The organism is Clostridium beijerinckii (assembly GCF_036699995.1).
Taxonomy (GTDB): domain Bacteria; phylum Bacillota; class Clostridia; order Clostridiales; family Clostridiaceae; genus Clostridium; species Clostridium helianthi.
Genome location: NZ_CP144906.1, coordinates 1,969,515 through 1,992,925, shown reverse-complemented (window position 1 = coordinate 1,992,925; position 23,411 = coordinate 1,969,515). Strand labels below are relative to the sequence as shown.

The 23,411-nt window shown below is 29.8% G+C and carries 21 protein-coding genes; 7 read left to right on the top strand and 14 right to left on the bottom strand.

What is annotated here, in order from left to right; all coding sequences use genetic code 11:
• Positions 1 to 62: 62 nt before the first annotated feature.
• On the bottom strand, positions 63 to 281 hold the full coding sequence (locus PZA12_RS09325) for a small, acid-soluble spore protein, alpha/beta type (protein WP_077837053.1): 219 nt from the start codon (positions 279 to 281) through the stop codon (positions 63 to 65).
• A gap of 432 nt (positions 282 to 713) precedes the next feature.
• Here PZA12_RS09325 and PZA12_RS09320 point away from each other — a divergent pair, with 432 nt between their 5' ends.
• From PZA12_RS09320 to dapB, 3 genes are read left to right on the top strand one after another with little or no spacing between them, the layout of a single operon-like run.
• Entirely contained in the window at positions 714 to 1,706 is a 993-nt protein-coding gene (locus tag PZA12_RS09320; RefSeq protein WP_041895813.1) for an aspartate-semialdehyde dehydrogenase, read from the top strand.
• Positions 1,707 to 1,735: 29 nt separating this feature from the next.
• Positions 1,736 to 2,614: a 4-hydroxy-tetrahydrodipicolinate synthase gene (dapA, locus tag PZA12_RS09315; RefSeq protein ID WP_078117086.1), complete on the top strand. Its 879-nt coding sequence runs from the start codon at positions 1,736 to 1,738 to the stop codon at positions 2,612 to 2,614.
• A gap of 9 nt (positions 2,615 to 2,623) precedes the next feature.
• Complete coding sequence (gene dapB, locus PZA12_RS09310) at positions 2,624 to 3,379, top strand: 4-hydroxy-tetrahydrodipicolinate reductase (RefSeq protein ID WP_078117087.1); 756 nt, start codon at positions 2,624 to 2,626, stop codon at positions 3,377 to 3,379.
• A 233-nt stretch (positions 3,380 to 3,612) separates the two neighbouring features.
• On the opposite strand, the gene PZA12_RS09305 is transcribed toward dapB, so the two are convergent.
• Entirely contained in the window at positions 3,613 to 3,921 is a 309-nt protein-coding gene (locus PZA12_RS09305) for an MGMT family protein (RefSeq protein ID WP_078117088.1), read from the bottom strand.
• A 173-nt stretch (positions 3,922 to 4,094) separates the two neighbouring features.
• Between PZA12_RS09305 and PZA12_RS09300 the strand changes: the two genes are divergently transcribed.
• Positions 4,095 to 5,528: a DDE-type integrase/transposase/recombinase gene (locus PZA12_RS09300; RefSeq protein WP_168983577.1), complete on the top strand. Its 1,434-nt coding sequence runs from the start codon at positions 4,095 to 4,097 to the stop codon at positions 5,526 to 5,528.
• Between the two features lie 508 nt (positions 5,529 to 6,036).
• Here the strand turns inward: PZA12_RS09300 and PZA12_RS09295 are convergent.
• The gene (locus tag PZA12_RS09295; protein WP_078117089.1) at positions 6,037 to 6,354 is read right to left on the bottom strand and encodes a pyrimidine/purine nucleoside phosphorylase; all 318 of its coding nucleotides are present in this window, start codon (positions 6,352 to 6,354) and stop codon (positions 6,037 to 6,039) included.
• 94 nt (positions 6,355 to 6,448) lie between these two features.
• Positions 6,449 to 7,594, bottom strand: coding sequence for a pyridoxal phosphate-dependent aminotransferase (locus PZA12_RS09290; protein ID WP_078117090.1), 1,146 nt, complete (start codon positions 7,592 to 7,594; stop codon positions 6,449 to 6,451).
• A 155-nt stretch (positions 7,595 to 7,749) separates the two neighbouring features.
• On the opposite strand from PZA12_RS09290, the gene dapD reads away from it, so the two are divergent.
• Entirely contained in the window at positions 7,750 to 8,460 is a 711-nt protein-coding gene (gene dapD / locus PZA12_RS09285) for a 2,3,4,5-tetrahydropyridine-2,6-dicarboxylate N-acetyltransferase (protein ID WP_011969114.1), read from the top strand.
• 233 nt (positions 8,461 to 8,693) lie between these two features.
• On the opposite strand, the gene PZA12_RS09280 is transcribed toward dapD, so the two are convergent.
• Positions 8,694 to 9,344 carry a single-stranded DNA-binding protein gene (locus PZA12_RS09280; RefSeq protein WP_078117091.1) on the bottom strand — a complete coding sequence of 217 codons (651 nt, stop codon included), beginning with the start codon at positions 9,342 to 9,344 and terminating at the stop codon, positions 8,694 to 8,696.
• A gap of 215 nt (positions 9,345 to 9,559) precedes the next feature.
• Positions 9,560 to 10,345 (bottom strand): polysaccharide deacetylase family protein, encoded by a 786-nt coding sequence (locus tag PZA12_RS09275; protein ID WP_078117092.1) that lies wholly within the window; start codon positions 10,343 to 10,345, stop codon positions 9,560 to 9,562.
• Positions 10,346 to 10,512: 167 nt separating this feature from the next.
• Between PZA12_RS09275 and PZA12_RS09270 the strand changes: the two genes are divergently transcribed.
• Positions 10,513 to 11,037 carry a DUF4364 family protein gene (locus tag PZA12_RS09270; RefSeq protein WP_011969111.1) on the top strand — a complete coding sequence of 175 codons (525 nt, stop codon included), beginning with the start codon at positions 10,513 to 10,515 and terminating at the stop codon, positions 11,035 to 11,037.
• Positions 11,038 to 11,280: 243 nt separating this feature from the next.
• Here the strand turns inward: PZA12_RS09270 and PZA12_RS09265 are convergent, their stop codons facing one another.
• On the bottom strand, positions 11,281 to 12,159 hold the full coding sequence (locus PZA12_RS09265) for a YncE family protein (RefSeq protein WP_171983667.1): 879 nt from the start codon (positions 12,157 to 12,159) through the stop codon (positions 11,281 to 11,283).
• Positions 12,160 to 12,384: 225 nt separating this feature from the next.
• Between PZA12_RS09265 and PZA12_RS09260 the strand changes: the two genes are divergently transcribed.
• On the top strand, positions 12,385 to 12,642 hold the full coding sequence (locus tag PZA12_RS09260; RefSeq protein ID WP_077829205.1) for a TIGR03905 family TSCPD domain-containing protein: 258 nt from the start codon (positions 12,385 to 12,387) through the stop codon (positions 12,640 to 12,642).
• A gap of 129 nt (positions 12,643 to 12,771) precedes the next feature.
• On the opposite strand, the gene PZA12_RS09255 is transcribed toward PZA12_RS09260, so the two are convergent.
• From PZA12_RS09255 to PZA12_RS09225, 7 genes are all read right to left on the bottom strand, one after another.
• Positions 12,772 to 14,751, bottom strand: coding sequence for an HIRAN domain-containing protein (locus tag PZA12_RS09255; protein ID WP_103698889.1), 1,980 nt, complete (start codon positions 14,749 to 14,751; stop codon positions 12,772 to 12,774).
• 104 nt (positions 14,752 to 14,855) lie between these two features.
• Complete coding sequence (locus tag PZA12_RS09250; RefSeq protein ID WP_078117095.1) at positions 14,856 to 16,169, bottom strand: bifunctional folylpolyglutamate synthase/dihydrofolate synthase; 1,314 nt, start codon at positions 16,167 to 16,169, stop codon at positions 14,856 to 14,858.
• Between the two features lie 216 nt (positions 16,170 to 16,385).
• A complete protein-coding gene (locus tag PZA12_RS09245) occupies positions 16,386 to 17,237 on the bottom strand; it encodes a TerC/Alx family metal homeostasis membrane protein (RefSeq protein WP_078117096.1) in 852 nt (283 codons plus the stop codon).
• A gap of 264 nt (positions 17,238 to 17,501) precedes the next feature.
• Positions 17,502 to 20,147 carry a valine--tRNA ligase gene (locus PZA12_RS09240; RefSeq protein ID WP_078117097.1) on the bottom strand — a complete coding sequence of 882 codons (2,646 nt, stop codon included), beginning with the start codon at positions 20,145 to 20,147 and terminating at the stop codon, positions 17,502 to 17,504.
• 995 nt (positions 20,148 to 21,142) lie between these two features.
• Positions 21,143 to 22,333: a MalY/PatB family protein gene (locus tag PZA12_RS09235; RefSeq protein WP_078117098.1), complete on the bottom strand. Its 1,191-nt coding sequence runs from the start codon at positions 22,331 to 22,333 to the stop codon at positions 21,143 to 21,145.
• A 40-nt stretch (positions 22,334 to 22,373) separates the two neighbouring features.
• Positions 22,374 to 22,754 (bottom strand): VOC family protein, encoded by a 381-nt coding sequence (locus PZA12_RS09230; protein WP_077843247.1) that lies wholly within the window; start codon positions 22,752 to 22,754, stop codon positions 22,374 to 22,376.
• Positions 22,755 to 22,890: 136 nt separating this feature from the next.
• Entirely contained in the window at positions 22,891 to 23,268 is a 378-nt protein-coding gene (locus tag PZA12_RS09225) for a phage holin family protein (protein WP_077837067.1), read from the bottom strand.
• Positions 23,269 to 23,411: the final 143 nt, after the last annotated feature.

Here is a 23,411-nt window from a genome sequence, read left to right as displayed (position 1 = left end):
CTAATATATTATATCTTAATTATTTACTTAGTCAAATTAGTAAAAATATAGAAGCTTGTCATTTACTTTGGCGCTTTTTTTCTTTTAGCCATTATTCCTCCTATTCTTCCGGTTTCTTCAGAAGATAGTCCTCCCCATCCTTCTTTATTAACTTTATCGATTAAACCAAGTTCTTCTGCAATTTCATACTTAACTTTTTCTCTCATTTTTTCAGCTTCAGTAAGCTCTTTATTTGCTTTAAGCTTTGCTTTTATTGTCTTTTTTACAGATTTATTACCCATTCTTTATCCCTACCAATCTTAATAATTAGTTTTTTATTGATATTTCTTTACTTATAAAGAAATAAAAAAATTCTAAGTTGCTTAAATTACACTATAAAAATAAATTGTAAAGTTTATCTTTTCATCCAATATTATTTCCTTCTATCACTTTACTATTCTATAAAAATATATTTTTACAGAAATTACATTTAATTTATAATATTTTATAAGATTTGTACTACGTAATAGATACTAATAATTATTTCAACTTCTTGCATATATATGCATAAATATACACATTATTTCATATCTCCCCTAATTAATGGAATAAATAATTGTTTATGAATAGTTTTTTTCAACTTATTTTGCTCATTGACTTGATATTTATTCAATATTTAACTATAGTAATTGTATATATAAAAATATTAATAAATAAATTTAGGAGGGATTATTGTGTATAATGTTGCAATAGTTGGGGCTACTGGAAATGTAGGAAGAAAATTTTTAGAAATTTTAGAAGAAAGAAATTTTCCAGTAAATAATTTATATCTTTTCGCATCAAAAAGATCTGAAGGTAGTACTTTACCATTTAAAGGAAAGGATTATGTTGTTGAGGAAACTTGTGAAAAGAATATAAAAGATAAAAAAATAGATTATGCACTATTTTCAGCCGGTGGAGATGCTAGTAAAGAATTTGCACCTGTTTTTGCACAGTATGGGGCTGTAGTAATTGATAATAGTAGCGCTTGGAGAATGGATCCTGAGGTACCACTTGTAGTGCCAGAAGTTAATCCAGAAGATATCAAACTTCATAAAGGAATAATTGCAAATCCAAATTGCTCAACAATTCAAGCTATGCCAATCATGAAGGCTTTACATGATAAATATGGAATTAAAAGAATTGTATACTCTACTTATCAAGCTGTATCTGGAGCTGGTATCCAAGGTATAAGAGATTTAGAGGATGGTGTTAAAGGGGTTGCACCTAAGAAATTCCCTTATCCTATTGCTGGTAATGTTTTACCTCATATAGATGTATTTTTAGAAGATGGTTACACAAAAGAAGAAGAAAAGATGATTAAAGAAACTAGAAAAATTCTACACGAGCCAGATTTAAGAGTAACAGCAACTACAGCTAGAGTTCCAGTACTTAACGGACATAGTGAAAGTATTAATGTTGAACTTAATTCTGAATTTGATGTAAAAGATATTTTTGAATTACTAGGAAACACTCAAGGTGTAACTGTATATGATAAAGTAGACGAATTAAAATATCCAACTGCTCTTGAAGTTTCAGGAAAAGACGACGTTTATGTTGGAAGAATCAGAAGAGATTTTAGTGTGGATAATGGTTTAAATCTATGGGTTGTTGGTGATAACATAAGAAAAGGTGCAGCACTTAATGCTATTCAAATTGCTGAAATAATGATAAAAGATAATAAATAGTTCTTAGTAATTAAGTTGGAGGAATCTGAATGTCAATATTTCAAGGCTCAGCTGTAGCTATAGTTACGCCATTTAATGAAAATGGAGTAAACTTCGAATCACTTAAAAATTTACTAGAATGGCACGTTAAAGAAGGTACTGATGCCATTGTAATTTGTGGTACTACAGGTGAAGCTACTACGATGACAGAAAAAGAGAAAAAAGATACAATTAAATTTACAGTTGATGTAATAAACAAAAGAATTCCTGTAATTGCAGGGACCGGCTCAAACAATACTGCTGCTGCTATTTCAATGAGTAAATATGCAGAAAGTGTTGGAGTAGATGGACTTCTTGTTATTACACCATATTACAATAAAACTACTCAAAATGGTTTGATAAAACATTTTAAAGCTATAAATGATGAAGTTAATACTCCTATTGTACTTTATAACGTACCGAGTAGGACAGGTGTTAATATTGCACCTAAAACTTTAGCTAAGATTGCTGAATTAGGCAATGTTGTTGCTATAAAAGAAGCTAGCGGAAATATCAGCCAAATACTTCAAATGAAGGAACTTTGCAGAGATTCTATAGATATTTATTCTGGTAATGATGATCAAATTGTATCTATAATGTCCATTGGAGGTATAGGTGTAATTTCAGTTTTAGCTAATATAATTCCAAATAAAGTTCATGAAATAGCTGAAAAATGTTTATCTAATAATTTTAAAGAAGCTTTAGATATTCAATTAGACACTTTATCTTTAGCAAATACTTTATTTTTAGAAACAAATCCAATCCCAGTTAAAACAGCCATGAACCTTATGGGCCTAGATGTTGGACCTTTAAGACTTCCACTTTGTGAAATGGATAGTAACAATGAGGAAATACTAAAAGCTGCTTTGCTAGATTATAAATTGATATAAGGTGATAATATGATAAAAATAGTATTAAATGGTTGCTCAGGTAAGATGGGTAAGATGATTACAGAGTGCGCTGATAAATTTAAGAACTTAGAGATTGTTGCTGGAATTGATAAATTTCCAAGTAATGCTCCATATCCTATCTTTGAAAGCACTAAGGATTTAAATATCGAATATGATGTTTTATTAGATTTTTCAAGAGCTGATGCTCTTCATAGTCTATTGGAAATAACAGAAAAAACTAACAAACCATTAGTAATATGCTCAACTGGATTTACACAAGAAGACTTAGCTTTAATAGATGAAAAGAGTAGTACTCTTAAACTATTTAGATCAGGCAACATGTCTTTTGGTATTAATTTAATTAATTCTCTTTTAAAGAAAGTAACTCCTCTACTCTATGGAAACTATGATATTGAAATAATTGAAAAGCATCATAATCAAAAGGTAGATGCTCCAAGTGGAACTGCAATTATGCTTGCTGATTCCATAAAAAATTCTATAGAAGATACAACAAAGTACATCTATGGAAGAGAAGGAAATTCAAAAAGAGAAGAAAATGAAATTGGTATACATGCAGTTAGAGGCGGTGGTATAATTGGAGACCACGATGTTATTTTTGCTGGAACTGGTGAAGTAATAGAATTAACTCATAAAGCAATTTCAAGAGAAGTTTTTGCAGTTGGTGCTCTAAAAGCGTGTGAATATATGGCTTCTGTAACTAATCCTGGATTATATGACATGAGTGATGTTATAGGAATTCAATAAATTAGTTACTAATTAAAATAAATAAATGTACTATAGTTTCTAGGAATTTAGATGGATGATTCTAAGAATAATAACCATCTAAATTCCACTGAAACATATTATAAATGCTTATATTACTTATTTTAAGTGATATAAGCATTTATAATATTACATCTCCTTGTATTATTAAATATTTTATTAAAGGGAATCAATAGAATTTAGATAATTCTGTTCATTCATCTTGCATCTCCACCCTAATATTCCCACTTATTTTTCTTTATATCAACATGATTACTATTTTTAAAGGATACACCTTCTTCTAATAGCAGGAATCGTTGGTCATCCCACCCTGGTACCAATCTTCCAGCATGATTTACCACACGATGACATGGATATTGCCCATAAAATTCTGCCTGACTAAGAATCTTCCCAACAAGCCGTGCATTTTTGTCTCTGCCAATAAGGCAGGCAATTTGTCCGTATGTAGCCACTTTCCCTTCAGGGATTTCTTCTACAACTGAAAGTACTTCATAAATTAATTGTTCATTCATTATCTTTTTCATACATTCACCCTTTATAATAATCCGGTACTGTCAAAGTTTTTTATCTAACTAAGGCAGCAACCCTTTAATTTTTCTTATTTTTTATATAAATAACTTGCCACCCCCAAAAAGTTAAGATATTTTATACTTGCAAAACAAAAACACTGAACTAAAAAAGGAGGCAAGCTATTACCATGATTAATAAGTTTCTTCTTGAAACTGTAATTTATCTTATTGAAATTATAAAGTATCTCATGACTTTGCTGGTTGGCAAAAACTTGCTTAAAAGCATTTCGGACGAACCTGTTAAGAAAGAATACCGAAAGCTTCAAGTAGATGATCAACCAATCTTTGATGTTCCCGAAAAACTTAACTATAAGCTTCTAATAGCTGAATATGAGTTTAAGCACGGCAAAGAATTTGCTCCTGTGAAACCTCGCAAAAACAAAGCGTTAGCTCCTAAGGATGTTATCTGTCCTAAGTGTGGTGCTCCACATACCTATCTTTACGATAATAACGGAGGCCGAGGACAATATCTTTGCAAAGTCTGTGATACCACATTCAATCCTAAAAATTACTATCAGAAATCCATAGTGTTAAGATGTCCTCACTGCAGTAAAACACTTGAAAGAATCAAGGCGCGTAAGGATTTCTACGTTTATAAGTGTAAGAATGATAATTGCTCTTTTTACCAAAATAATCTTAAATCAATGACAAAATCTGAAAAACAAGATTTTAAGAAGAATCCTGGTAAGTTCAAAGTTAGATACATATTTAGAGATTTCACTTTTGACTTTAAGCCACTTTCTAAAGAAAGTCCGGTAAAATCAAAGGTTTCTCTTCCAAACATTATGATTTCTTCTTACACCTTAGGACTCATTCTAACTTACTACGTTAACTACGGTTTATCTTCCAGAAAGACAGCTGCATTGCTTAAAGATATTCATGATATTAAAATATCTCATCAAGCAATTTTAAACTATGTTAATGCCGTTTCAATTGTAGTTAAGCCATTTATAGATAACTACGATTATAAACTTTCTGACTCTTTCTGCGGCGATGAAACCTACATAAAAGTTAACGGTAAGTGGAACTATATTTTCTTCTTTTTTGATGCTGTTAAAAAGATTATTCTATCTTACAGAGTATCACCACATAGAGATACCGAAACGGCTGTAAAAGCCATCGATGATGTTCTAAGTAAGTTAAAAGAAATACCTGAAGATCTTAATCTTATAACTGATGGTAACCCTATATATCTTCTTGCACAGCACTTCTTTGCAAGCCATAGTATAAAATTCGATGTTACTCAAGTTATAGGCTTAACCAATAAAGATGAAGTTTCAAAAGAATATAGGCCATTGAAGCAAATTATTGAACGTCTTAACCGAACCTTTAAAGGCAATTATAGAGCTACTACTGGCTTCGGAAGTCCTAACGGGTCGGTTGCATTTGTAACTATGTTTGTGGCATACTTTAACTTTCTAAGACCACATTCTGCCCTTGAAGGCAAAACTCCTGTAATCCTTGAAGAGTTAGAGTCAATGTCCAACATGCCTACTAGATGGTGCAAATTTATTGAACTATCTCAAGACTTTGTTCTAAATAACTGTACAATAACTGCCTAATGATCTAAAGCAGTTGGTGAAACGCACCCTTGACACGCCCACAAAGATAAATGGTAAAATATCTCAATAGGCGGGTCTATTAGTCATGTTCAAAATTATCATTCACCCGTCCTTAACTGCCTAAGACCATTTATCTTTAGGTGTGTCAAGGGCAACTAGCAAACATAATTTAACATTAAATGGTAGTTGGATTGATTTTTCATATATTTTTTACACTACCAATAATCCTTGCTTGAAGACATTGCGATATTTTGCACCATATCTTAATATTTAATCTTCTGTTTTGATGATATAATACTAACAAAAAAATAAATATTATGTCAACGTAACACAGTGAAGAGCAGTTATAGTGAATCCCCTGCTAAATTTACTTAAGCCTATTTCGGATAGTTATTAAGTTTTTCTTTATTTAGCAAGCTCCCATGCTCGGCACACCATGAAGAAAAAAGCACCTGTAAAAACAGATGCTTTCATATCTATATCTTTATAAGTATTTTTAATACATTGACTATTCTTTAATATAAGAGCAACAGTAATCTGCCACTTCTTTTATTATTAGACTGAATTTAGAGTTTGCAGGTACTATAAAAGTATCTCCTTCTTTGTATGTAACAAATTTATCTGAACCTGGTAATTTTACATCCATCGCCCCTCCTAGGATCTCCATCGCCTCTTTGTCTCCAGTTCCAAATTCGTAATCCCCAGGTAACATTATCCCCAAAGTTTTTCTTTCACCATCTTCAAATATAATGGTTCTGCTAGTTACCTTTCCATCAAAATACACATTTGCTTTTTTAACTGCTGTTACATTTTTAAATTCACCCATTGTGACGCCCCCTATATATTTTTATTTATATAAAGACTTTTTAAAAATAAAAAGTTAGTAATATTTACTCCTCATTATTTCTAAAATTCTTTAATTAGCAATTTGGAAAATTCAATTTTAAAAATCTCTCAAATCTGTCAAATGCCTCTTTTAAAATTTCATCACTATAGCAATATGAAATTCTCATATATCCTTCCCCTAAATCACCAAAGGCTGTACCTGGTACACAAGCAAGCTTTCCTTCATTCAATAACTTTTCACAAAACTCTTCAGAAGACATATTGAACTTTTTAATTGAAGGAAATATATAAAAGGCTCCCTTAGGTTCTGCAACCTCCAAATTAAGATCCCTTAATCTATTCAAGCAGTAGTCTTTTCTTCTTTCAAAAGTTTTTCTCATATTTTCTACATCATCTAAAGATTTTTTTAGCCCTTCAAGAACTCCATATTGTGCAATAGAAGGTGCACACGAAACACCATATTGATGTACTTTCATTATTTCTTTCATGTACTGTTCACAGCACGCAACATAACCTATTCTAAGCCCTGTCATAGAAAATATTTTGGAAAACCCACTTACATATATAACTTTATCTTTTATTTCTCTTGCCTGCGCTATTGAATAATAATCATCAAAAATTATGGACGAATACATTTCATCTGTTATTACTATGATATCCTTATTTTTTATCAATTCAACAAGTTCATTTCTTTGCTCTTTAGATAAAATTGCCCCTGTAGGATTTGATGGAAATGACAGCATTAATACCTTAATATTTTCACTCTCTAATTTTTCTTTAATTTTATCTACATCTAATGTGAAATCTTCATTTAGAGGATAAGTTACTACATCTGCTCCTATCATTATAGAGATATTTTCATAGGCCGGATAAGCAGGCCCAGGTATTAATATTTTATCTCCTGAATTCATAATAGCAAATAATACTGAATATAACCCTTCACTTCCACCAACTGTTATGCATATTTCATCTTTACTATATTCAATATCAAATGTTTTTAAGTAATTGCAGATTTCTTCTCTAAGTTCGTCAACACCTGCATTTGATGTATAAACTGTTTTATTATCTCTTATAGCCTGAATCATAGCCTCCGATATATCTATTGGCACAGGAAAATCTGGCTGCCCAATGGTTAGTGATATTGCTCCTTCAACTTTCTTAACTTTCTCGGCAAATCTTCTTATTCCTGAGATTTGTATTTTCTCTACTTGTTTATTCATAATTTATGCGCCCCCGTTTTGCAATATAAACTTATTTTACCTCATTACTAAAATTGATTCAAACTATTTGTGTTTTTTTACTTATTCCCCTTTTAATTGCGTTCAATCTTTATTATAATAAGGATGATTGCGAAAATAATGGAAAGGGTGATATAATGTCATATAATTTAACGGATCCTTATGAAATTGCTAGATTTATTAAGGAATCAAAAAAATCTACTCCAGTAAAAGTCTATGTTAATGGAGATTTAAGCAATGCTGAAATGAATGATGTAGAGTGGTACGGTTCTAACGGATTTTATATACTAATGGGAGAATCTGATTCTATAACTAAAATAGTTTTAGATAATAAACATCTTATAAAACACTTTAGAATAGAAAATGATAGAAGAAATTCTGCTATTCCAATGCTAGATTTGCTTGAAGTTGATGCTAGAATTGAGCCAGGTGCTATCATTAGAGATAAGGTTACTATTGGTAAAAATGCAGTTATAATGATGGGTGCAGTAATAAACATTGGAGCTGAAATCGGAGATGGAACTATGGTCGATATGAATGCTGTAGTTGGTGCTCGTGGACAATTAGGTAAGAATGTTCACTTAGGTGCTGGTGCTGTTGTTGCTGGAGTATTAGAGCCACCAAGCAAAGAACCATGCATGATTGGAGATAATGCCTTAATTGGTGCTAATTCTGTAATCCTTGAAGGCGTTAAGATAGGTGCAGGTAGTGTTGTAGCTGCTGGTTCTGTTGTTACAGAAGATGTTCCAGACAACGTTGTTGTAGCTGGTTCACCTGCTAAGATAATCAAGGCAGTAGATGACAAGACAAAAGATAAAACTCAAATATTAGATGATTTAAGAAAGTAATTATTTTCTATTAGAAATTTAAAATTACATAATATATTATAGAGAAAGTAACTATCAGATGTATAAAATTAACACACTAGTTATTTCTCATAATTAAATAAAAGGTTTCAATAAATCTATATTAATTGAAACCTTTTTATTTACCAGAAAAAATACTATATTTTATATTACATAATGCTTATAGCTTTTTCGAATTTAGAATTAGAATATTTATTTTAGCTAAATAAACAATTCTATACTGCGCCCTCTTCTCCAGTGCTCTCTTCCTTATTAGCTCTCTCCATTTTTGAGATTGATACCTCATATGCAATCTTTTTCACAACTTCATTGTCAGATACCTTTTTTTGATATTCTCTGCTTTGAAGTCTTCCCCATACCTTAATATTATCTCCAACATTTAAAGTTTGACAGAATCTTGAGTTCCTTCCCCATGCAATAGTTGGGATGTAATCTGATTTATTATAAGCTCTATTTACAGCAAGTAATACATCAGCAATCTCACGCCCAAATGGTGTAGTCCTATAAATAGGCTCCTTACATATATACCCATCTAAAAATATTTCATTTGGATTTTTACTTCTTTCTATACATGGTTCAATGTTTCTTGCAAAAACAGTAAGTATTAGCTTGTTAGATCCATCAATAAATTTGTTATAAGATCTAAGTTGACCTTCAACAATTATTTCTACACCCTCATCAAGCTTTATGTCACTTAGTAATCTTTCTGAAACAGTGATATTTAATTTATCCACTGAATCACTTAATCTCATTACATCTAAATCAAAAGTGTAGAAACCCTCCCCATACATTTCATGACTAAACTCTAATCCAGATGTTACCTTGCCTTCAAGGTAAATTTTGTTATTTAACATCAAATTATCCATTGTAATCCCTCTCTCCATCGGAAATTATTTTATTTTGTGTAATATATGCTCCCACTAGCATATATTACCATTATAATACAAAAACTAGTTTATTTTCAATAAATATTAATTATTTTTATCCGATGACTAATTGCCCTTAATAAATCACAATTTTAAAAATAGTAGTAAGTGGCACTAGTCCCTGGACATTATGACCCTTGGGGTTATAAGTTCAGCTAAGATTCAGCCCCAGCTGAATCAAGTTTCACTTTATGTTGAATTCCTTGATTGTCTACGCTATAATTATCTGGATATATCATTTGACCTACTGATTTAAACTCATATCCTTTATCCTTTAGTTCTTTAATAATTCTATCTAAATTATTTGGAGTATACTTTGCATTATTATGAAAAAGAAGTATAGATCCTGGTTTAACGTTTTTCATAACTCTGTTATATTCAGTTTCTTCGGATACCTCTTTCCAATCTACAGAATCAACACTCCATTGAATTGGCACATATCCTAAGTTTCTTACTTTTGAAAAAGCCTCTTTATTATAATCTCCACTTGGGAACCTAAATAACTTAGGTCTTTCACCTGTATATTTTTCAATTGTATCATTAGTTTTTTCTATCTCCTCTTTCATTCTATCTGCTCCTATTTTAGTAAACATAGGATGTTTGTAGCTATGATTTCCTATTTCATGCCCCCTCTCCTTTATTGCCTTAAGCTTCTCCACATTGTCCTCGCTATAATTTACCCATCCTCCCATTATGAAGAATGTTCCTTTTATATTATATTTGTCCAATATGTCTAATATTACATTCAAATTATCTTTTTCTGCCCAATTTATATCAAATGTTAAACTAACAACTTTTTCGCTAGTATCAACACAATATATAGGATCTTCCTCATGAATATTCCCCATTGCCTGTGTTGCTTTGCTAATACCTATTGATATAAACACTAAAAAGATAATCAAAAATATGTCAATGCCGATTCTCTTTTTCTTCCACGTCACCTTCCATGCTCCTTTTAACTTTATATTTTATATTTAAACTATATGCATTACATATTTTTTTATGCTATTAAGTAAACTTAAACTTATAAATTATACTATACTCCTATTCACTAAAAAAAAATTTGTGTTATAATAAAAGGAGATTTTCATCAATTATGGAGGTAATTATGTACGAAAGTTCATCAGAATTAGCAGAAAATAAGTTATTAATGTTATATGTTTTAAAATCAATAAAAAATCCTATATCAAATACTCAGCTTACTGAAATAATTCTTGAAAATAACTTTATTAATTATTTTACATTCCAGCAATATTTATCAGAGCTTGAGGAATCTAAATTCGTTGAATATCATGATGTGAATGATAAAAAATTATTGATATTAACAGAAAAAGGAGATAATGTTCTCTCTTTATTTAAAGATAGAATATCCCCTTCAAAAATGTCTACTATTAATGACTATATAAAAGAAAAAATAGAGTCTATAAAAAAGGAATTAACTATACACTCTGATTACACATTAGGTGCAAACGATAGTTTTATCGTTAACCTTAAAGCTGTAGAAAACGACTCGTTATTAATGGAATTAAAATTATCAGTTCCATCTAAAAATCAAGCTACTTCAATTTGTGCTAAATGGAAAGAAAATCCTTCTGAGATTTATACCAATATAATAAGTTTATTAATTAATTAAAGTTACTTTTATCGATTTAAGACATAATCAAAAAAATAACAGTTCCATCTGCCACGCCTATTTTCCACCATTGGAAGCTCGACTCGCATGCGCTCACTGAGTAAGCGATTCACACCAAATCATAGATTTGGGTTCTCTGTTCATCAGCAGATTGCCCTAATAGCCCGCTATGAGCCCATTCTACTTCCTTGCCTGATGAAAAATAATCATGGTATTTTGGACTTGTTATTTTCTTTCATATGTCTAAGTTAAAGTCATACCATTGGGTTCATTTCCTATTGGTATGGTTTTTATTCTCATATCTTTCATATCTATTATCTTCAGTACTCCATTCAAAAAATCTCCAACAAATATGTTATCTCTAGATTTTACTATTCCTCTAGGCATTCCGCCAATATTAATTTTTTCCTCTTCTTTAAGTTCATTTAAATTTACTATACTTATGGAGCCATCACATAAATTAGAAACATATAGGAAGTTGTCTTCTTCAAATAAATCTACTGGAGAGTGTCCAACTTGAATTTTATTTATTAATTCAAGAGTATTTAAATCTATTATTCCAATACTACCATTTTTATCATGCCCAAGATAACTCATGCATACGTATAAGTATTTTTTATTTTGTGATACGTTTATCTTTGCAGGAGTATTTTCCACTTTAATTCGTTTTATCTCCTTATTATTTATATAGTCAATTATAGATATGCTGTCATCTCCCATATTACTTATAAAAACTGAATTTCTATCTTCTAATAATGTGATATTATGAGGAAATCTTCCTGTTGGTATTTCGAAATTAATCCTCTCATTTAGCAAATCGTATATTATTAAAGAGTCAGATTCTCCACATGAAACATAAGCAATGTCATTATAAGCCACTATATCATTTGGATGCGCTCCTACATATATATTGCCTTCTTCTTTAAAACTATTAAAATCTATCAACGATATGCTATTATTATAGTTATTCGCAACTAATAGCTTATTTTTATATAATGATAATCCATGAGGGCCAAATGGACCTTCACCAATAGATAAAACTATATTTTGAGTATTTAGATTCTCAGTGTTTATTTTATTTAAACTATCTGAACCAGTATTGCATAAAACAATATAACTCACTCCATCCCCCCCTTTTAAGATAATCATTCTACTATCTATAATATATTCCGAATATATATTATTGGTACAACTTATTAACTTCATTATCTTTATTTATTGACAAATTTCTTGTATAATAAAGGGAGGTTAACTAATTACATTTTCAAAGTGAGTAATTTTTGCGAATTCTTATAGCTGCTTACTTTTCATGTATATAGTTATATTTTATCTTAAGGAGTGTGTGGAATGTTTTCATATAAAACAACTGGTGTTTGTTCATCTACTATAAATCTTGAAATTGAGAATAATATTCTTAAAGATGTTGAATTTGTTGGAGGATGTGCTGGAAACTTATTAGGCATTGGACAATTAGTTAAAGGTATGCCTGTGGATGATATAATAAAAAGATTAGGCGGAATAGATTGCAGAAATAAAGGAACATCTTGTCCTGATCAGCTATCAAAAGCACTATTAGCTTGGAAGAAAGAAAATTCTATAAACTAAAAAATAGACTATAAAGTTCTAGCAATAATTTATTCAATTTTGCTAACATAAAAACCATGCATAAGTAAAGAAAATCTTCTTTTTTATGCATGGTTTTTACATTTTATTAAACTTCAATCTGTACTATTTTTATTGCAAGTAATCTTCTCTCTCCCCTGATAGTAATGACAAAGTACTTGTTATTTCCTCAATTACATCTTTATAACTTAGATATATTTGAATTTTTATAGCACTATAATCTTCGCTTATCTCTTCTACTTTTCCATAAAGATATTTACCTTTATCTATTAAATTCTTTAATATTAAATTATTGTCTTTTGGAACATACCCCATTACAAATCCTTCAGTTGTTATAACTTCAATCGCATTTTTATCATATTCATTATCAAAATCTCTTTTTAAATATACCATATCATCTTCTAATAATTTATGGTATATTTCACTCATATCAAAATAGCTTGTTCCAGCAATATTTACACTGGTTAAATATATATCTTTAACATGAGCATCAATATGCATATTCTCATCTATTTCAACATATTTCTTATTCTTTTTGCTACTTGATTTAATTAAAAGTGAATTTAACACTCTTCGTACATCACTAACAATCTCTGTGCTAATAGCGTCCTTAATAGTTTCTTTATCCAATGAATCAAACTCTTCTTTAAATCTTTGAAGATTTGCAGCCGCTTGAATTCTAGTCTCAATTAAAGGTGATTTTAGCGCCTGAAAGTTAATATCCTTATATTCATCTATAAAATCTTCATATTGTGCATATTTTATAATTATAAAGAAACAAATTTGTGCTATATCCTCATAAAGTAGATTTTCTATTTTTAATTCATCTTGTCCGCTTAGTATTTCGGTCATTGGTAATTTTTTTAATCCTAATTTAAAAGCACATTTTTTTATAGCCTTATTCCCAATGGAAAATGCATATTTATATAAAAGTGCATTAGTGTAATCTCTTTTTATAATTAATTCAAATTCACTTTTCTTTAATTTATACTTCGTTCTATCTGCACAACTTATTAGTACACTACTTTCAATTTCTATATTTGGAACTTCATTGGCAATTACATTGTGCCACAACTCTTTTTTGCAAATTTTTTTACAATTATCTATTATTTCTTTATAATCATTATTTAATTTATACGAATTTGAATTTCCTTTATTCTTATATTCATCAATAATAATAGCTTCTATTGAATATAAAATTGAAATTACAGCATATAACGAATATATGCCACCACCTATATTATCAATAATTTCTAATAACTTATTGCAAACTTTTGCTGAATTCTTAATATCATCCAAACTATAGTCCGAAAGCAATGTACTGAAAGATTTTGAAAAAACTTCAATCTCTCCTTCAGAAAATTTTGTATCCTCCAAGTAGCTCAAAAGATCTAATGAAAGCATAGTGTAAGATAATAATTCTGTAATCCCAACACTATTATCACTACCTTCTTCTATCATCCATTTTTTTATCTCATAAGTTGTAGGAGTAAGATTCATTATACAAAATATCTTTCCATATCCTTTAGATTTCTTTGAAATTTCAAAAATTATATTATTACAACTTCCGATATACTCACAAGCCTTGATTGTATAGAAAATATATTCATTATGAATAGAAAACACATTTAATATATCCTTCAAGTTTTTAATACTGCATATAGGCGAAAGTAGTATCCCTAGTTTCACCTCTTCTGAATATGAACTCTCTTTAAGCAGATTATTTACTCTCTTGCTCATTGCTTGCAATATCTCTTTATTACTCTCCATCGAGTCTTTGAAGATTTTAATCAAGTTTTCATAATAACCGATAATTGGATTTAATGTAATATAATCATGGACACTTGATAATTTTCCTTCATCCAAAGCATAATTATATAGATGTCCCACTAGCTCACTAGCCAGCCTATTCTTTTCATAATCCTGAAGTTTACGAACTTTGTTCGTAATAATCTTAAATTCCCTTCTTCCAGCCACTTCAAAGTCTTGATAGCTATATAGTGTATCTGGATTTCTATCACGAAATTCTTTTAAATCATAATAGATTGAGTTCTTATTCTTAATGTCGTTTTCTATTTCTCTCTTAACCATATAACTTTCACTACTCCTTTTAATCAAAATTCCGAAGCTCGCCTCGGAATTTTTTGATTTATATTCTTTTATACTAATTCAGAAAATATTTATGTGCCCCAACTCTACTTATTAGGAAACTTATTTCTTATAATTTTTCTCATATCTCCAATCATGTATAATGATCCACTAACTACAATTAAATCCTCTTCCTTAGCTTCTTTTAATGCTAAAGAAAAAGCATCCTCATAACTTTCTAATGCAATAGTATTTGAATTATAGTTTAATATTTCCTCTTTCAAATCTTCACTAAGTTCAGCTCTTTCACTATGTGGTGTAAGTGCATAAACTTTTTCAGCTAATGGTGTTATTTCATGTACCATTTCTTTTACTTGCTTATCCGCTAAAATACCAAGCAACAAATATAATTTATTGTATTTAAAATACTTTTCTATATTTTTTCTAAGAGCTTTGATTCCATCTATATTGTGTGCCCCATCAATTACTATCGTAGGCTTCTTTTTTAAGACCTCGAGTCTTCCTATCCATACAACTTCCTGTAAGGCTTTCTCAATTAAGCTTGTATTTAATTCTATTTTTTCATTCTCGCATAGCACCTCTACTGCGCTTAAAGCAACTCCCAAATTTAATATTTGATGTTCTCCAAGCAAAGGAAATTTAATCTTATATATATTTTTAATACTTTTAACAACTACATTTTGATAAAAGTCATCATAATTGATATCAACCAATTTTCCATTTTCCTTATTCACAAAATATACTTTTGAGTTTTTTTCTTCCGCTATTTTTAATATTACTTCTTCAGCCTCTTTTTTTTGAGGATAGAGTACAACTGGTACATTTTCTTTGATAATTCCGGCTTTTTCTTTTGCAATATCTTTTAAATTATCACCTAATATATTTATATGATCTAAACTTACTGATGTTATTACACTAACCTTAGGTGTTAGTACATTGGTAGAATCTAATCTTCCGCCAAGACCGACTTCAATTACTCCATAATCTATTTTTTCTCTATAAAAATACAAAAACATTAAAGCAGTTATAATTTCAAACTCAGTAGGATGTTCATATCCTTCTTCAATTACTTTATTAACCACTAATTTAATTTCTTCTACTAAGTCTACTAATGATTTCTTGCTAATATTACTGCCATTTATCTGAATTCTTTCTTCAAATTCTTCTAAATATGGGGATGTATACATTCCTACTTTATATCCCATTCCAATTAATATTTTTGATATCATAGCTGTAGTTGATCCCTTGCCATTAGTCCCTGCAATATGGATAAGTTTGAGTTTTTCATGTGGATTTCCAAGTAACTCTAAAATTCTAAAAGTTCTTTCAAGTCCATAATTAGATCCAAACTTCCCCACGCTTGTAATATAATCCATTGCGTCTTTATAAGTCATGCTCATTTTTCTTACCTCTTTGTCTTTTATGTTTTTCTATAAATGCAAATTCTAAATAGTATGTATTTACTTTACATTATATCTTAATTCTAGTGAAATGACTAATTAAAAGCTAAACAAAAACATCTCTGAACTAAATTTATTCTATAATTCTTCAAGAGCAAAATCGAATGCAACTGTGGTTAAGATCCGTATTGTGGCTTTGCGCCTTTTTTATAATATTTATGATCTTCTTTTACACCAATTTCTAAACTTATCAAATTCACTCCATAATAGAGATATTAATATACTAGCCAATAAAATAGATAATATAATCAATACAGAATTCGTAACTGAAATTTCAATTTCCCAAAACAATATTACTAACTTTATCCCAGTAAAAATTAATATACATCCAACTCCATATTTCATGAACTTGAACATATTATTCATCTTTTCTAATATATAGTACATACTTCTAAGTCCTAAAATTGCAAAAATATTAGAGGTATAAACTATGAAAGTATCCGTTGTTATTGAAAAAATAGCTGGGATTGAATCTATTGCAAAAATAATATCTGAAAATTCTATTATTAAAAGTACTATAAAAAGAGGTGTAGCATAAATAATCTTATTCTGCCTAACAAAAAATTTATTTCCATGTAAAACATTTGTTATAGGCATTATTCTTCTTAATATCTTAACTGCCAAGTTATCATGAAATTGAATATTATCATCTTCCCTAAGAAATATTTTTGCACCACTAAGCAGCAATAATACTCCAAATATAGATAATATAAAACTAAATTTATTCACTATAGCTACGCCAAGTAAAATGAAAATCAGCCTTAACACCATAGCTCCTATAACACCATATAGAAGTATCCTTTCCTGGTATTCTTCCTGTATTCTAAAACTTGAAAATATCATTAGAAATAAGAATAAATTATCTAAACTTAACGACATCTCTACTATGTAACCACCAAAGTATTCTATTGCTGATGTTTCACCTCTTGTGTAATATATAATAATATTAAATAAGATTGATAAGGATATCCAAAAAATTAAGTTAAGTAAATGCCTTCTCGTTTTCAAAATTCAAACCCTCCATATATATTATTCTAGAATTATATATATTAATAATCCTCCTATTATATCCTTACCTTGCAAAAATTTTTAACTTTTTATCTTACTAACTATATGATAATTAAAATTATTGTGCAGTTAATAATTCAATGCATGTTTGGTTATATACTCTAATCCCCCTTATCTTTGAATTTATATAAATTTTAAAGAAATAAAAAGATATTACTAAGTTCCAAGGAACTTAGTAATATCTTTTACTGAATTTCATTAAAATTATTTTAAAGCTTCAATTCTTACTTTAACAGCTTCTAACATTTCAACATACTTAACTCTCTTTTCTTTTTCAGCATCAACAACTGCTGCTGGAGCTTTAGCAACGAAACCTTGATTTCCTAACTTTTTGTCTATTCTATCAATTTCTCCTTCTAGTTTCTTTGCTTCTTTATTTAATCTATCTAATTCCTTATCTTTATCTACAAGATCAAGTAGTGGCATGAATAATTCTCCACCTTTAACAACTAAAGATACAGCATTTGCAGGAACATTAGCCTTATCACTTATAAATTCTACTTCTGATGCAGACGCTAGCTTTTCAATGTATGCTACACCTGAGTTAAATGCTTTTTTAGCATCTTCAGCTATATAGCAGATTACTTTTGCCTTTCTTGATGGTGGTACGTTCATTTCAGCTCTAACATTTCTTAAACCTTTTATAGCTTCAATTACAAATGCCATATCATCTTCTGCTTCTTTATTTACTAAAGCTTCATCAAATTCAGGCCAAGCCGAAGTTGTTATTGTTTCTTCATCACTTAAGTGAGTGAAGATTTCTTCTGTTATAAATGGCATAGCTGGATGTAGTAATTTTAATCCTGTAATTAAAACCGTATTTAATACGTTATAAACTATTCCCTTAGCCTTTTCATCATCACCATAAAATACAGGTTTAACAAGTTCTATATACCAATCACAGAACTCAGTCCACATAAAGTCATAAACTTTTTGCATAGCAATTCCAAGTTCATATTTTTCCATGTTTTCTGTTACTTCTTTTATTAAAGTATTCATTTCTGATAATATCCACTTATCAGCTAAAGAATATTCTTTGCAGTCTTTATATCTGTTCATCACTTCTTTATCAAGGTTCATCATTACAAATCTTGAAGCATTCCAAATCTTATTTGCAAAGTTTCTTGATGATTCAACTCTTTCAGGGTAATATCTCATATCATTTCCTGGAGCATTACCAGTAGCTATCATAAATCTTAAAGCATCAGCACCATAAGTTTCAATTACTTCTAGCGGATCAACACCATTTCCTAATGATTTACTCATCTTTCTACCTTGAGAATCTCTAATTAAACCATGAATAAGCACTGTATTAAATGGAGTTTCTCCCATGCAGTGAAGTCCTGAGAATATCATTCTTGCAACCCAGAAGAAGATAATATCATGTCCTGTAACTAATGTACTTGTTGGATAGAAGTATTCTAAGTCTTCTGTTTTGTTTGGCCAGCCAAGTGTTGAGAATGGCCATAATGCTGAAGAGAACCATGTATCAAGTACATCATTATCTTGCTTAATATTAGAGCTTCCACATTTAGTACATGATTTTGGTGCATCTTCAAGTACCATCATTTCTCCGCAATCTTGACAATAGTATACTGGAATTCTATGTCCCCACCATAATTGTCTTGAAATACACCAGTCTTGGATATTTTCCATCCAGTTGAAGTATATCTTATCAAATCTTTCAGGAACAAATTTAGTTTTGCCATTCTTAACTACTTCTACCGCTGGCTTTGCAAGACTTTCCATTTTAACATACCATTGTTTTGAGATTATAGGTTCTACTGTAGTTCCGCATCTATCATGAGTTCCAACATTATGAGCGTGATCCTTTACCTTAACTAAAAGACCTGCTTCTTCTAAATCCTTAACTATGGCTTTTCTTGCTTCATATCTATCTAGACCTTTATATTTACCACCTTTTTCGTTGATAATTCCCTTATCATCCATTACTCTTATGATTTCTAAGTTATGTCTTTTACCAACTTCAAAGTCGTTAGGATCATGGGCTGGAGTCATCTTAACTGCACCAGTTCCAAATTCTAAGTCAACATAATCGTCTCCAACTATAGGAATTTCTCTGTTTACAAGTGGTAATATTACAGTTTTTCCGATTAAATTCTTATATCTTTCATCATTAGGATTAACAGCAACACCGCTATCTCCAAGTAAAGTTTCAGGTCTTGTTGTTGCAATTTCAAGAACTCCTGATCCATCAGCTAATGGATAGTTAATGTGCCAGAAATGACCTGCTTGTTCTTCATATTCAATTTCTGCATCTGATAAAGCTGTTTGGCAGTGAGTACACCAGTTAGTAATTCTATTTCCTTGATAAATTAAACCTTCATTATAAAGCTTAACAAATACATGTTTTACAGCTGCACTAAGATTTTCATCCATTGTAAATGCTTCTCTTGTAAAGTCTGCAGATACTCCAAGCTTTTTAACTTGGTTTCTTATTGTAGCTCTATACTTGTCACTCCATTCCCAAACTTTTTCAAGGAATGCTTCTCTTCCCATTTCTTTCTTATCATAACCTTGTTCTGCTAACTGATTTGCAACTTTAACTTCTGTCGCAATTGACGCATGGTCTTCTCCAGGTAACCATAATGTACAATATCCTTGCATTCTCTTAAATCTGATAAGCATATCTTGAAGAGTATCGTCAAATGCATGCCCTAAGTGAAGCTGCCCAGTTATATTTGGTGGCGGCATGATTATTGTATATGGTTTTTTATTCTTATCGATTACTGGAGTAAAGTATCCCTTCTCCTCCCAATTTTTATAGATCCTATCTTCAAATTCTTTTGGATCATATGTAGTTGATATATTTTTTATTTCTTCTGACATTTTAATTCCTCCAAACTTAGTTAAACTAACAATTAACTTGTTAACTTTTTATATTCTAAACAATAAATATTGTAAAGAATATTTATTCCTAAGAATATATATTCTTTAGAATATGCACTGCAATTGCTGTGTCTTAATAAATCAAAGCTGACTCCCATTCATTCACTTTGGACTTTCGAATAAACGAATATAAAATATCTACAATGAAAGTTCCAAGAACAAAATATAAAATTTTGATTCTCAACGCAAAAAGAGCCCTCATCACAAAAGGACGAAAGCTCGCGGTACCACCTTTATTTCCACATATACAGAATTACTGCATTAATGGACTCTTAATTTAAATAACGATTCAGATAAACCGTCTTTAGCTACTATTATTTCACTAAAGAAGCTCAAAAGCTACCTTCAAAATTTCTTGCATAAGGGTTTTCAGCGCCTCCCTCTCTCTTCCTAGTTCTTCTAAGTCTATAATTTAGTTCAAAGAATTGTACTCCTCAACTCGTCTGAGTGAGCTTTCTTATCCTACGAATTTAGCCAAAAGAACTGTACTCCTCAATTTTTCATGAGTTTCCTTTTAATGCTTAAAAATTTTTACTCCTCTTTTTCATTGCTTTTATATATTATATTATTACTTTAACTCACATAAACTTAATGATTAACTTTAAACTGTTAATCATGAAATTTGAACTCTCACTTATGATATCTTATAGTATAATTTTTGTCAATAATAGTTTTCCAGTACTTTTTCTATGATAGTCTGCCTTATAATACTTTTTTAAGAACATTATAAGTTTTACCCTCTTTAACCCGCATTATTCCTATAAATATTTATATATGTTCCTATGTATATAGAAACATATTTTCCTATATACATAGATAAATTTAATCATATATTACTTTAAAACTATATTTCTATAAATAATTGTTCATATAAATATAGTTTCATTTTTATTGGATTTGAATAAAATAACTATTTAGAATGATATTTAGCATGTCTATCTGTAGCATCTCTCTACAGCTTCTAATAATCTATCTAATGCCTCTTCAAGTACCCTTGTTGGACATGCTAAGTTTATTCTCTCAAACCCTTTCCCCTCATCGCCAAAAACATAACCTTCATCTAGGAAAAACATTGCTTCTGTTGTCATAAATTTTTCCAATGCTTTATGATCCTTCTCCAATGTTCTAAAATCTAGCCATTGCAAATAAGTTCCTTCTAGGTTTATTATATTAACCTCAGGAATATTACTTTTAAAAAAGTCTTTAACGACTTTTCTATTCTTATTTATAATCTGTATAAGTTCCTCAAGCCATTGCTCGCATTCATTATAAGCAATTTCACATGCTTTATATCCAAAAATATTAAGGCCTAAATTTCCTATAGACTTTCTACGTTCAAACCTGACTTTATCTCTTATTTTTTTATTTTTAATAATAATGTTAGAAACTTGAAGACCTGCTAAGTTAAAAGTCTTGCTTGGTGCTGTACAAATAACTGAATTATTCGCAAACTCCTCAGATATATTTGCAAAAACTGTATGTTTAAACCCAGGCATTATTAGATCAAAATGAATTTCATCGGATACTACAATAACATTATTCTCACTGCATATTCTACCAATATTTTTTAACTCATCTTCACTCCAAACACGTCCGACTGGATTATGTGGATTACATAAAATTAGTAGTTTGGTATCCTCTAATTTGGCCTTCTCTTCGAAATCTTCAAAATTTATTTCATAATGATCTTCATTAAGTATTAATTCACTTTTTATTATCTTTCTATTATTATCTGTAATTGCTTTATAAAACGGATAATATACTGGAGTCATCACTAAAACATTATCTTCCTCTTTAGTAAGCGCTCTAACAATTGTATATAGTGCTGGCACAACACCTGAGAACTCAGTAATCCATTCTTTATCTATATTCCATCTATGTCTTCTTTCCATCCAATTACATACTGCTTTATAATACTTATCAGTAGCTTCTGTGTATCCCATAATACTGGAATCTATATACTCTTTAAGTCCATCAATAATTTCTGGTGGATTTTTAAATTCCATATCTGCAACAGAAAAAGGTACTATAGATTCACTAACATCATTATTAATTTTTCTCATCAAATTCCACTTACTTGCACCTACATTATTTCGAGATACTAGTGTTTCAAAGTCATACTTCATTACAAATACCCTCCTTAATAATTTTTATTTTCGCGTGTGCTTATTCATGCAATTCTAATGGCAGACCATCTGGATCACTAAAAAAAGTAAATTTTCTATTTGTATATTCATCTATTCTAATTGGCTCTGTTTCAATTCCTTTTTCATTTAACTCCCTTATTACTTCCTCGATATCTTTTACATGGAAAGCTAAATGCCTCAGGCCACATGCTTCTGGATATGATGGTCTCTTAGGCGCACTTGGCATAGAAAAAAGTTCAATTTCACTATTTCCTATCTTTAAATCTAGCTTATATGAATCTCTATCTTTCCTATAATTCTCTCGTATTATTTTAAATCCTAATATATTTACATAAAAGTTTTTTGACACTTCATAATTAGATGCAATTATCGCAATATGATGTATATGATTTATATCCATAAAATTCTCCTTTTTCAACACTAAATAATATAAAATTATATATTTATGTTTTATAAAAAACAAGATATAAAATTATAGGGATGATTATAAAATAATCATCCCTAATATTGTGAAAATATTATTATTTATTAAGTACTTACATTACTTTACCAGGTAATACTGCATCTAATATACCGATAACCAAAGCAGCTATAATTGCTCCAAGGATAGATACTGCCATAGTTGGAACAAAAAATTGAGCCACATATAATATTATTGCTGCTATGAAAAATCCTTTTAGACCTCTTCCGAAAGGTGATGCATCGACACCCATAAACGCTTCTACTAGATAATCTATTACACTTATTACCACCGCTGCTATTAAAAATGACCACATTCCTGTAATAGTAAAGCCAGGTGTTAAGAAAGATGTTATACCTAAAACTACAACTGTTAAAACCAATCTTACAATCCATCCACCTATACTTCTGTTATTAGAACCCTCTTTTGCTGAATGTTCTTTATCATGTACCATAAATAATTACCTCCTTAAATTAAAAAATTAATTTTATTTGGGTGTAATTATATTGTTCCCACCTTATAAAAATATATTATATTTTTTATATGTAATATTAATTAGTATATAAATGATACTTCCAATACTGTATAAATAATCAA

What these genes read in the sequence shown, in the direction of transcription:
- PZA12_RS09290 (WP_078117090.1), bottom strand. Translation starts at nt 7,594, where the DNA reads ATGAATAAACAAGTAGAGAAAATACAAATCTCAGGAATAAGAAGATTT.
- PZA12_RS09255 (WP_103698889.1), bottom strand. Translation starts at nt 14,751, where the DNA reads ATGGTTAAGAGAGAAATAGAAAACGACATTAAGAATAAGAACTCAATC.
- PZA12_RS09250 (WP_078117095.1), bottom strand. Translation starts at nt 16,169, where the DNA reads ATGAGCATGACTTATAAAGACGCAATGGATTATATTACAAGCGTGGGG.
- PZA12_RS09270 (WP_011969111.1), top strand. Translation starts at nt 10,513, where the DNA reads ATGTACGAAAGTTCATCAGAATTAGCAGAAAATAAGTTATTAATGTTA.
- dapD (WP_011969114.1), top strand. Translation starts at nt 7,750, where the DNA reads ATGTCATATAATTTAACGGATCCTTATGAAATTGCTAGATTTATTAAG.
- PZA12_RS09235 (WP_078117098.1), bottom strand. Translation starts at nt 22,333, where the DNA reads ATGAAGTATGACTTTGAAACACTAGTATCTCGAAATAATGTAGGTGCA.
- dapA (WP_078117086.1), top strand. Translation starts at nt 1,736, where the DNA reads ATGTCAATATTTCAAGGCTCAGCTGTAGCTATAGTTACGCCATTTAAT.
- PZA12_RS09260 (WP_077829205.1), top strand. Translation starts at nt 12,385, where the DNA reads ATGTTTTCATATAAAACAACTGGTGTTTGTTCATCTACTATAAATCTT.
- PZA12_RS09240 (WP_078117097.1), bottom strand. Translation starts at nt 20,147, where the DNA reads ATGTCAGAAGAAATAAAAAATATATCAACTACATATGATCCAAAAGAA.
- PZA12_RS09295 (WP_078117089.1), bottom strand. Translation starts at nt 6,354, where the DNA reads ATGGGTGAATTTAAAAATGTAACAGCAGTTAAAAAAGCAAATGTGTAT.
- PZA12_RS09300 (WP_168983577.1), top strand. Translation starts at nt 4,095, where the DNA reads ATGATTAATAAGTTTCTTCTTGAAACTGTAATTTATCTTATTGAAATT.
- PZA12_RS09280 (WP_078117091.1), bottom strand. Translation starts at nt 9,344, where the DNA reads ATGGATAATTTGATGTTAAATAACAAAATTTACCTTGAAGGCAAGGTA.
- PZA12_RS09325 (WP_077837053.1), bottom strand. Translation starts at nt 281, where the DNA reads ATGGGTAATAAATCTGTAAAAAAGACAATAAAAGCAAAGCTTAAAGCA.
- PZA12_RS09230 (WP_077843247.1), bottom strand. Translation starts at nt 22,754, where the DNA reads ATGGATATAAATCATATACATCATATTGCGATAATTGCATCTAATTAT.
- PZA12_RS09225 (WP_077837067.1), bottom strand. Translation starts at nt 23,268, where the DNA reads ATGGTACATGATAAAGAACATTCAGCAAAAGAGGGTTCTAATAACAGA.
- dapB (WP_078117087.1), top strand. Translation starts at nt 2,624, where the DNA reads ATGATAAAAATAGTATTAAATGGTTGCTCAGGTAAGATGGGTAAGATG.
- PZA12_RS09305 (WP_078117088.1), bottom strand. Translation starts at nt 3,921, where the DNA reads ATGAAAAAGATAATGAATGAACAATTAATTTATGAAGTACTTTCAGTT.